The sequence below is a fragment of the uncultured Peptoniphilus sp. genome (assembly GCF_946998875.1).
Lineage (GTDB): Bacteria > Bacillota > Clostridia > Tissierellales > Peptoniphilaceae > Peptoniphilus_A.
The window spans coordinates 1-10,035 of sequence record NZ_CAMQAY010000034.1 but is presented as its reverse complement, the minus strand read 5'-3'; the positions used below and the strand labels follow the sequence as shown (position 1 = coordinate 10,035).

Here is a 10,035-nt window from a genome sequence, read left to right as displayed (position 1 = left end):
CACGAGTGTATCCGTATCCACCGAATAATTGTAGACATCTTCTAGTAATATCACTTGCTGCATCTGCTGCAAATAATTTAGCCATAGCTGCATAGTGTCCGTAAGCTTCGCCATTACCCTTTGCGTCAGCTGCTCTGTAAACTAATAGTTGAGCTGCTTCAGCAGTAGTTTTCATATCTGCAAGTTCAAATTGAGTGTTTTGGAATTGAGAAATTCTTCTTCCAAATTGTTTTCTTTCAGAAGTGTATTTAACAGTTTCGTCAATTGCACCTTCTGCAATACCAAGAGCTTGAGATGCAATACCAATTCTACCACCATCAAGAGTCTTCATTGCAAGTTTGAAGCCTTTACCTTCTCTTCCAAGAAGATTTTCTTTAGGAATTCTACAATCTTCAAAGATAAGTTCACAAGTTGAAGAACCTCTGATACCCATCTTGTCTTCTGGTTCACCAACTGTAAATCCTGGAGTTCCTCTTTCAACTATGAAAGCAGTAATTCCATGATTTCCCTTAGATCTATCAGTCATTGCGATGATTACAAATACATCAGCAAATCCTGCGTTTGTAATAAAGATCTTTGAACCATTAAGTACGTATTCGTCACCATCAAGTACAGCAGTTGTTCTTTGACCACTTGCGTCAGTACCAGCACCTGGTTCAGTAAGACCGAAAGCACCGATTTTTCTACCTGCTAGTAAATCTGGTAAGTATTTTTTCTTTTGTTCTTCTGTTCCATTTTCATAAATTGGAGCACAGCATAGTGAAGTGTGAGCAGAAACAATAACACCAGTAGTAGCACATTTCTTTGAAAGTTCTTCTACTGCCATAGCGTAAGCTAGATAGTCTGCACCTTGTCCACCGTATTCTTTAGGAAATGGTATTCCAAAGAAACCATATCTGGCCATTTTTTTAACATTTTCCATAGGAACTTCTTCTGTCGCATCAACGTCAGCTGCAACAGGTTCTACTTCAGTTTCAGCAAAGGCGCGATACATTTGTTGTAACAATAGATGTTCCTTGTCCATTCTAAAATCCATTTAAAATCCCCCTAACAATTATTATAAAGAATGTTATTTAATTAACATACGTTATTTCTATTATATCATTATGCGCTTGTTTTTCAAGTTTTTATTTGTTTAAAAAGTCACTAGAAAAATAAATTTACCATAACTTTGAAATTGAAATTAAAGTAAAAAATTTTTCTACAAAGGCAAAATTTATTAAGAATTTATACTTTTTATTTAACTAAAAGTATTAAATCAAAGCCCAATTTTTTTATTACTTCTAAAATAGGATAAGGTTTTTATAAAACTTTACAAAATATAAAAGAAATTTACTTTAACTTTTAATAAAGACTCAAAAAAATAAAAAAATTTGCAAAATAAAAAGGCGGTGACCCGCCCCTTATTAAATATCTGCCTTAACTACAAGTACAGATTTCTTTGAATGATTGATAACCTTGTTGGAAACAGAGCCAAGAAGTGTTCTTGAGAAGGCACCAAGTCCTCTGTTGCCCATTACAATAAAGTCTACATCTTTTTCGTCAGCAAATTTGCAGATTTGTTCACCAGGATTTCCTGAAGTATAAAAAGTTTCAACCTTGTTTGGATATCCGCTTAAATCTGTTTCTGCATCCTTAAGTATCATTTCTGCTCTTTCAACATTAGCCTTGTCTATTTCAAGAGTAAAATTAAAGTTTGCTGGATATTGTTCAAAAATAGAAGTTTCTGGAGTAACTGTCAAAATTAAAAGATCTGCTCCTAATTTTTGTCCCATGTCTCTTGCAACTTCGATTGATTTTTTTGAAGACTTTGAGCCATCAATTGGTACTAATATTTTCATCTTTACCTCCTATAAATAAATTCAAATTTTCTTATCTTCTGATTTAATTATACCCCAAAAGAAAAACTTTTAAAATAGCCTAGTAATTCTTTATACAGTTACAGTAATAACTTTAAAATTTCTTTGCTTTTAAAAATTTAGGGATTAATAAAAGTTTAGGAATTGTGAAAAATTTATAAAGTGGCAAATTATTATAAAGCACCAAAAATTTCTTTATTACAAAAAATTTTCAAGGCAAAATATTTTTTAAAATAGATTTGACAAGGCTCCTTAAAAGATTTATTATAAAGAAAATGACACAGTGTCACTTTGTATGTGATATGGCAAAAATACTTTTGAAAACTTAGACTTGGAGGTAATATGGCAAAAAATACTTTTGAAAACTTAGACAAGGATAAAAAAGAAAAAATTTATGACAGCCTAAAGGAATTTTTTGAGGAAGAAGATTTAAAGGATATAAATGTCTCTGGCATAGTAAAAAAACTTGGCATAGCAAGAGGGTCCTTCTACCAATACTTTGAGGACTTGGAGGATTCTTACTTCACTGTCCTTAAGAGAGAGACGGGCGAAATTCACCACAAGTTTTTTAACCTCTACAAAGAAAATAATGAAGACATGGAAAAAACTTTAAGGGCTTATAGAGATTTTTTAGCCACAGAACTTTACGACAAGAATTTAAAGACCCTTTACAGACCAAAATTTTTTATCTTTGAAAATTCTTTTATGACCCATGGCAAAAACTTTTTGCGTCAGAATCTCTCCAGTGACTTCTACCACAAAATGACTTACATTATGGCAGTCTTTCACGAACTCATAAAGGAGAGCATCACCTCTTCCTACGACAAGGAAAAGTTTTTGGAAGTTTGTAACTTATATATTGATTTCTTGTTAGGGGGAATAAATAATGAATCAATTTGAAATTTTTTTTGATGGTCTATATCTCGGCCTAGTAATTTTTCTCGGCATAAGGATGCTTTTAATGGAAGATAAGGGCAGCAAAATTTTAGGCTCAATGACTTTACTTCTTGGTCTTGGCGATTCCTTTCACCTAATACCCAGAATTATTGCAAATGTAGAAAGTAATGGCTTTCAAGTAAATAGCTTTGGACTATTTTTAGGAACGAGAGTCTCAGCTATTACTATGTCAGTTTTTTATCTATTATTTTATTTTTACATCAAGAAGACAAAAAAGTCACAGGACAAGGGACTTTACTTGGCAATGCTAGTTTTATTTGCCCTTAGACTTGTAAGTGTTCTCATTAGCTTTAACCACAGCGAGAAAATGGACATCATCTCAAATGTCCCCTTTGTCTTAATGGGACTAATCGACATTTTTCTTCTATATAAAGATAAAAATAGAGAGGACTTTAAAAATTTATACATCTATGTCTTCTTTAGCTTTTTATTCTATGTGCCAGTGGTCTTGTTTAAAAAAGTAAACCCAAGCATTGGCGCACTCATGATGCCAAAGACTATCATGTATGTCCTAATCGTCCTTAAACTTTACAAGAACCTAAAAAAAGATTTTGTCAAAAAGGATATTATGGAATTTGCAGTAGCCTACTTGTTCTCAGGCATCTTAGCAGGTGCAGTTTATCGTGAGCTTGGAAAAATTTATCCAGTGGAAGTAAAAATGGCTTTCGTACACACTCACCTAATTGTACTTGGCTTTGCCCTTCCTGCAATATTTTATCTTCTAGTTAAAAATTTAGATATTTCTAATGATAAGTTGGAAAAATTATTTAGACTTTACAACTTGGGAATTTATTTTAGCTTCACTACAATGTTCCTTCATGGTTTAGTTGACGGATATTCTCCCTTAAATCCTGTGAGAATTGGCATGATTTCAGTTTCTGGAATAGGTCACATCCTAATCACCCTTGCAGTAATTTTAATTTCTGTAAAGTGTCTAAGGACAAGGGATCTTGCAAGAGCTTAAATTTTCAAAAGCCAAAAATTTTATGTACTCTTGGCTCACTTAAATATAAAGAAGAAAACCTGTCTTTGTGGCAGGTTTTTCTTTGCAAATTTTTATAATCCTAATTTTTAATTGTTGTTTAATTTTCCATTTTATTATCTTTTTTTCCTAGCTTTATTTTTTATCTTTAGTTTCTTTAATAAAAGTCCTTCAAAAAATTTATTTTTCCATCAGTCTTACTTTGGCAAAAAATTTCTACAAATAAATAAAGACGACAAGTTACCTTGCCGCCTTCATTCATATTACATTTTAACTTTTATAAAGTTAAGATCTTCTTATTGCCAAATACTTACTTGGTCTATGCCTTCAATCTTAGCTGCATTGTGTCCATTAGAAGCATCTAGGATTTCATAGTATGCCCAGTGGCTCTTAGCTACATCAGAGAATCTCTTTAGTCCAGCTTCACTTACATTTGCGAAGGAAGTTGATTTAGTATTTCTACCAAATACAGAGTTCAAAATTGTAACAGCTTCAGCTCTAGTAAGTTTTTGATTTGGTTTAAATGTGCCATCAGAGTATCCCTTGATGTTCTTGTTTCCGTAAAGTGCACTTATTGCATCAGATGCCCAGTGACCCTTTACATCCTTGAAGCTTCCAGTTCCTGGATAACCATTTTTAACAAATACAGAAATCATTTGAGCAAATTCAGCTCTTGTTATAGCTTGATTTGGTTTAAATGTTCCATCAGAGTATCCCTTGATGAATCCCTTAGCTACTGCATAGTTAATTTCATCAGAGTACCAAGCGTTGTTGGCATCCTTAAAGCTTGTAGTAGGGTTCTTAGGAAGTTCTGCGCCATTATTAACAAGTTTAACAAACATTCTTACAGCTTCAGCTCTTGTAACTTCTTTGCCTGGTTTAAATGTTCCATCAGGAAATCCTGCTATATATGCAGGTTGGCTAACTTTTTCTGTAGAAACAGCTTGGCCGCCAACAGTGTAGTTAGTAGTTCTTGCTACTCTTCCAGCTTCCTTAGCTTCAACAGTTATTACTTCGCCTGCTCTTAGAGCTCTATTTAGAGTAACATTGTAGATACCAGTGCTTCCTGCAGTTGTGCTTCCAAGAGTAATTCCACTTGCATCATAAACAGTTACAGTGGCATTAGCTCCTGCAGTTCCTCTTACAAATGTTGAACCTGCAGAAACTGCATTGACAATTGGTGCTCCTGAATATCCAGAGTCAGATACATATTTTCCATCTACATAGTAGTCAAGGCTTCTTCCAGTAGCTACATAAGGGCTGCTCCAAGTTACGCTGAAGTAACCATTAGAATCAATAGTTCCCCTGCCTAGATATGTGCCATTGTCATATACATAAACAGTTCTGTTAGGGTATCCCTTTAAATATCCTTTTGCAGAATAATTTGTTCTAGTAATGTCTGTTGGATAAACTTTGTGATCGTACTTGTTGTAGTAGTAATAATCATCATAGTAGTATCTGTTGTAGTAATATCCGTCCCAATATCTTCCGTCATTTAAATAATATTTAGCAGAAGTAGTGTAATCAGTTTTACTTGCTAGTAGGTAGCCGCCATAATATCTTCCGTCATAGTATTTGCCATAATATTTGCCATTCCAATATGGTCTATAGTCTGTCCAGTGTTTTACACCGTCAACATAGTAATACCATCTATTTCCATCTCTGTAGTAGCGAACTCCATCATAGTAATAATCATCATAGTAATAATCATCATAGTAATAATCATCATAATAGTAGCCATCGTAGTAGCCATAATAGTAATCGCCTACATAGATTTCAAAATATCCATTTTCATCAGTAGTAACTGCTGTTCTTACAAGAGATCCGTTGTAGTTGTAAAGACTTACTGTTGCATCTTTAACGCCAACGCCATCACTGTCAGTTACCTTGCCGTAGAATTTTCCATTAGAGTAAGATCTTTCAGAAATATTAAGAGCTTTTACAACTGGAACAACTGGTTTAGCTTCCCACTTTGCAGTCAAAGTTTTGTCTGCTGTAATGGCAGTGTTAAAATCAAATTTTGTATCGCCTTCATACCAACCTAAGAAATTATATCCTGTTTTTGTTGGATCAGCTGGTTTAGGTACTTTTTCATCTTTAACAACTTTTACAAGTGTTTCTGTATCTTCATTTTTAAAAGTAACAGTATATTTTGTTGGTTCTGGTGTCCATTTTGCATAAATAGTAGTTGTTGCAGTAATTGGTTTTGTAAAGTCAAATTCAGTGGCAAAAGTTGCGTCTGTATACCATCCAGCAAATATAAAATTATCCTTTTTTGGATCAGCTGGTTTATCAACAGTTTGACCACTAATTACATTAGCACTGGCTGTTCCTGTTCCACCATTTAGTTCAAATTTAACTTCAATAGATCCTGGTGCTGGTTCTTTTAGAGGCGCTTTCATTAGTGGTTCACTAACTTCTAATCCTTCAACTTCTTCAGCCTTAGGAGCTTCTGTTGCTTCTTCCTTAACTTCTCCAGCAGGTTGAACAACTTCTTTAGGTGCTTCTGCTGGTGTTTCTTCTTCGGTCACTTCTTTTTCTTCTACAGTTTCTACAACTGCAGGGTCTTTTTGTTTATTTTCTTCAGTATCTTCTGCAAATACGCTAAATGGAATTGCAACAAGCATCAATACCGCAAGAAATAAACTAAGTAATTTTTTGTTTTTCATAAACTCTCCTCCTCGTCATTAAATTAATGTTAAAAACATTTTCCTCGCTATTATTATACCCAAAGACAGCAAAAACATTTGTGAATTTACAAAATTTTAATAAATTTAATAATTCTGTAACATTACTAGGTTAAATTTATAAACTTATAAATTTAAGGCTTTTATCATTACTTTTAAATAATATTTATTATCTAAGTAAAATGTATATTATTTTCCGATAAATTTGCCTTTTCCTATTGATTTTTTTTCTTGAACTGTTATAATAAAAAAAATATCTCAATAAGACACTTGATTATATATAAATCACAGAATTATATGAGGTAAAATTTTTTAAAAAGGTAGGTTAGAAAGATGATGGTTAAAAAAATGTTAGGCGTTCTTACACTTGCTGCATTACTTACAGCTTGTGGAAATGGAGCTGGGAAAACTTCTGCCGCTCCCGACAATGGAGATGTAATTAAAATCGGAGGAATTATTCCAAAGACTGGCGCTGCTGCTGTATATGGAAATTCTACAGACAATGGAATTAAGCTGGCAGTAGATGAAATTAATGCCAAGGGCGGAATCGGTGGAAAACAAATCGAATACCTCTCTGAAGACGACAAGGGCGATCCAACTGAAGCAGTTACTGTTTACAACAAGTTAGTTGAAGGTGGTAATAATGTCATCATCGGCGCTATTACTTCGAAACCTTCCCTTGCAGTTGCGGAAAACTCTTCTCAAGATGGAATTCCTATTATAACTCCAACAGGAACTAGCGCTCCTATCACAGAAAACAAGGACAATGTATTTAGAACTTGCTTTACTGATCCTCTTCAAGGAAAAATTTTAGCAAACTTTGCTTCTGACAACTTAAAGGCAAAGACAGTGGCAATCCTAAGAAACACTTCAAACGACTACTCTAACGGCGTTGCCGATGCTTTCATTGAACAAGCAAAATCTAAGGGACTTGAAGTTGTAGCTGATGAAGGTTACGGCGATACTGATGTTGACTTCAAGGTTCAACTTACAAATATTGACAAGGAAAAACCTGATGTAATTTTAGTTCCTGAATATTACGAAAAAGATGTTTCAATTATTAAGCAAGCAAGAGAACTTGGCATAGAGTCAAAAATTATTGGCCCTGATGGCTGGGACGGAGTTCTTACTGTTATCGATGAAGGTTCAAAAGACCTATTAAATGGTGTTTACTTCACTAATCACTATTCAGTTCACGACACTAGCGAAAAGGTTCAAGGCTTTGTAAAGGCTTATAAGGAAAAATACAATGAAGATCCTTCTGCTTTCTCTGCTCTTGGCTATGACACAGTTTATATTTATAAAGAAGCTCTTGAAAAGTCAGCTTCTTTAGACTTTGCTGAAATAGTAAAGGCTCTAAAGGCTGTAGAAGTTAGTGGTGTTACTGGAGACTTGAAGTTTGGTGAAAACAACAACCCTGTAAAATCTGCAACTATTATAGAAATTAAAGACGGCTCATATACTTTTAACAGTTTAGTTTCAGCTGAATAATAAAAGCAAAGGCAAGCTTAGGCTTGTCTTTTTTATTAATCTTTTTAAGGAGGTTCTATGAGTTTTATAAATCAACTATTAAATGGACTTAGTTTAGGTTCTATATATGCCCTTGTTGCCCTTGGCTACACCATGGTATATGGCATTGCCCAACTTATAAATTTTGCCCACGGCGAAATTATCATGATTGGTTCTTACACTGCTATCTATGCTATCTCTGGTCTTCTTCTAAGTGCTGGCCTTCCCTTTTATCTTGCAATAATACCTTCCATGCTTATCTGCATGGTAGTTGGCGTTTTAATCGAGAGGCTTGCCTACAAACCACTTAGAAATAGTCCAAGAATTACAAATTTAATCACAGCCATTGGCGTGAGTTTACTATTACAAAATTCTTTTATGAAAATTTTTGGTGCAGGTGCAAAATCTGTTCCACCAATTTTTAAATCTGGTGTCATTAATATTGGCGAGATAAATATTTCTCCCTCTACTTATGTAACAATTATTATCACAGCCATCTTAACTATTATTTTGCAACTATTTATGAAAAATACAAAATATGGCAAGTCTATGATTGCCACTAGTGAAGATTATGGCGCTGCAAGTCTTGTAGGCATAAATGTGGACACAGTCCTTTCCCTTACTTTTGCCATTGGCTCTGCCCTTGCTGGTGTGGCTTCTGTTTTATACATCTCTGCCTATCCACAAGTTTATCCTTTAATGGGCTCTATGCTAGGTATAAAAGCCTTTACTGCCGCAGTTATTGGTGGCATTGGTCTTATACCCGGAGCAGTTATTGGTGGCATCATCATTGGCATTGTAGAGGCTCTTATAAAGGCCTATGTTTCTTCAAAACTTGCTGATGCAATTGTCTTTGGTCTTTTAATTGTAGTGTTACTTGTTAAACCTACGGGCTTACTTGGCAAGAATCAAAAGGAGAAAGTATAATGACTAGAGAGAAAAAAGGAATAATGGTTTTAAGTGTAATACTTCTTGCACTATTTTATTTTATAGTTATTGGTCTAAACTACCTTGGCGTCTTAAATAGATATGCCATGAGTGTTTTAAGACTTGTTTTAATAAATATTGTCCTTGCCGTTTCTCTTAACATTACTGTGGGAAACCTTGGACAGATAACTTTAGGTCACGCAGGCTTTATGTCAATAGGTGCCTATACTGCTGCCCTATTTACAAAGGCTGGCATAATACCAGGTCTTGGCGGCTACATTGTGGGCATGCTTTTGGGCGGAATTTTTGCATCTATAATTGGAATTTTAATTGGCATCCCTGCTCTTAGGCTAAGGGGCGACTACCTCGCCATTGTAACACTGGCCTTTGGTGAAATTATTAGAGTTTTAATTGAATACTTTAACTTTACTGGTGGGGCGCAAGGTCTATCTGGCATTCCAGTTATGCAAAACTTCTTAGTTATTTATTTAATTACAATAATTTCTGTTGCCCTAATGTTTAGCACCATGACATCAAAACATGGTCGTGCAATTTTATCTATTCGTGACGACGAAATTGCGGCTGAATCTTCTGGCATAAATATAACTTATTTTAAGACTTATGCCTTTGCCCTATCTGCCTTCTTTGCAGGCATTGCCGGTGCCATGTATGCCCACAACATTGGTGTAATTGGCGCAAAAGTTTTTGACTACAATAGAAGTTTCGACATCTTGGTAATGGTTGTCCTTGGTGGTATGGGTTCCTTTACTGGCGCAGTTTTTTCTGCCATAGTTTTAACTATAATCCCAGAATTTCTTCGTCAGTTTGCAGAGTACAGAATGATTTTCTATTCTCTTGCCCTAATTATTGTCATGATATTTAGACCTAATGGTCTACTTGGAAGAAAAGAGTTTACTCTTACTGGACTTGTTTACAAGTTGTTAAAGATAGACAAACACTATGAAGGGAGTGAAGACTGATGACTTCTGTTTTGAAATTAAATAATGTTGGAATAAATTTTGGCGGACTTAAAGCCGTTGACGATTTTAATTTGGAAATAAAGGAAGGCGAACTCTTTGGACTAATTGGTCCCAATGGCGCTGGCAAGACCACA

9 protein-coding genes are annotated in these 10,035 nt (G+C 34.6%); 6 read left to right on the top strand and 3 right to left on the bottom strand.

What is annotated here, in order from left to right:
* Positions 1-1,036: acyl-CoA dehydrogenase family protein (locus Q0U74_RS07220; protein ID WP_297393702.1), on the bottom strand; the 1,036-nt coding region annotated here is incomplete at its 3' end.
* A gap of 370 nt (positions 1,037-1,406) precedes the next feature.
* Complete coding sequence (locus tag Q0U74_RS07215; RefSeq protein ID WP_070611038.1) at positions 1,407-1,841, bottom strand: universal stress protein; 435 nt, start codon at positions 1,839-1,841, stop codon at positions 1,407-1,409.
* Positions 1,842-2,201: 360 nt separating this feature from the next.
* Here Q0U74_RS07215 and Q0U74_RS07210 point away from each other — a divergent pair, with 360 nt between their 5' ends.
* Together Q0U74_RS07210 and Q0U74_RS07205 are read left to right on the top strand one after the other, a co-directional pair.
* On the top strand, positions 2,202-2,759 hold the full coding sequence (locus Q0U74_RS07210; RefSeq protein WP_297393699.1) for a TetR/AcrR family transcriptional regulator: 558 nt from the start codon (positions 2,202-2,204) through the stop codon (positions 2,757-2,759).
* Complete coding sequence (locus Q0U74_RS07205; RefSeq protein ID WP_297393698.1) at positions 2,746-3,780, top strand: DUF2871 family protein; 1,035 nt, start codon at positions 2,746-2,748, stop codon at positions 3,778-3,780. The genes Q0U74_RS07210 and Q0U74_RS07205 overlap by 14 nt, the downstream gene beginning before the upstream one ends.
* Positions 3,781-4,094: 314 nt before the next feature.
* On the opposite strand, the gene Q0U74_RS07200 is transcribed toward Q0U74_RS07205, so the two are convergent.
* Positions 4,095-6,467, bottom strand: a complete 2,373-nt coding sequence (locus Q0U74_RS07200) for an S-layer homology domain-containing protein (RefSeq protein ID WP_297393696.1) — start codon at positions 6,465-6,467, stop codon at positions 4,095-4,097.
* Between the two features lie 351 nt (positions 6,468-6,818).
* Here Q0U74_RS07200 and Q0U74_RS07195 point away from each other — a divergent pair, with 351 nt between their 5' ends.
* The 4 genes from Q0U74_RS07195 to Q0U74_RS07180 form a co-directional block, all read left to right on the top strand.
* The gene (locus tag Q0U74_RS07195) at positions 6,819-7,976 is read left to right on the top strand and encodes an ABC transporter substrate-binding protein (protein ID WP_297393694.1); all 1,158 of its coding nucleotides are present in this window, start codon (positions 6,819-6,821) and stop codon (positions 7,974-7,976) included.
* 57 nt (positions 7,977-8,033) lie between these two features.
* Positions 8,034-8,921, top strand: a complete 888-nt coding sequence (locus tag Q0U74_RS07190; RefSeq protein WP_297393692.1) for a branched-chain amino acid ABC transporter permease — start codon at positions 8,034-8,036, stop codon at positions 8,919-8,921.
* Complete coding sequence (locus Q0U74_RS07185; RefSeq protein ID WP_297393691.1) at positions 8,921-9,901, top strand: branched-chain amino acid ABC transporter permease; 981 nt, start codon at positions 8,921-8,923, stop codon at positions 9,899-9,901. Before Q0U74_RS07190 ends, Q0U74_RS07185 begins: the two co-directional genes overlap by 1 nt.
* Positions 9,901-10,035: ATP-binding cassette domain-containing protein (locus Q0U74_RS07180; RefSeq protein ID WP_297393704.1), on the top strand; the 135-nt coding region annotated here is incomplete at its 3' end. The genes Q0U74_RS07185 and Q0U74_RS07180, both read left to right, overlap by 1 nt.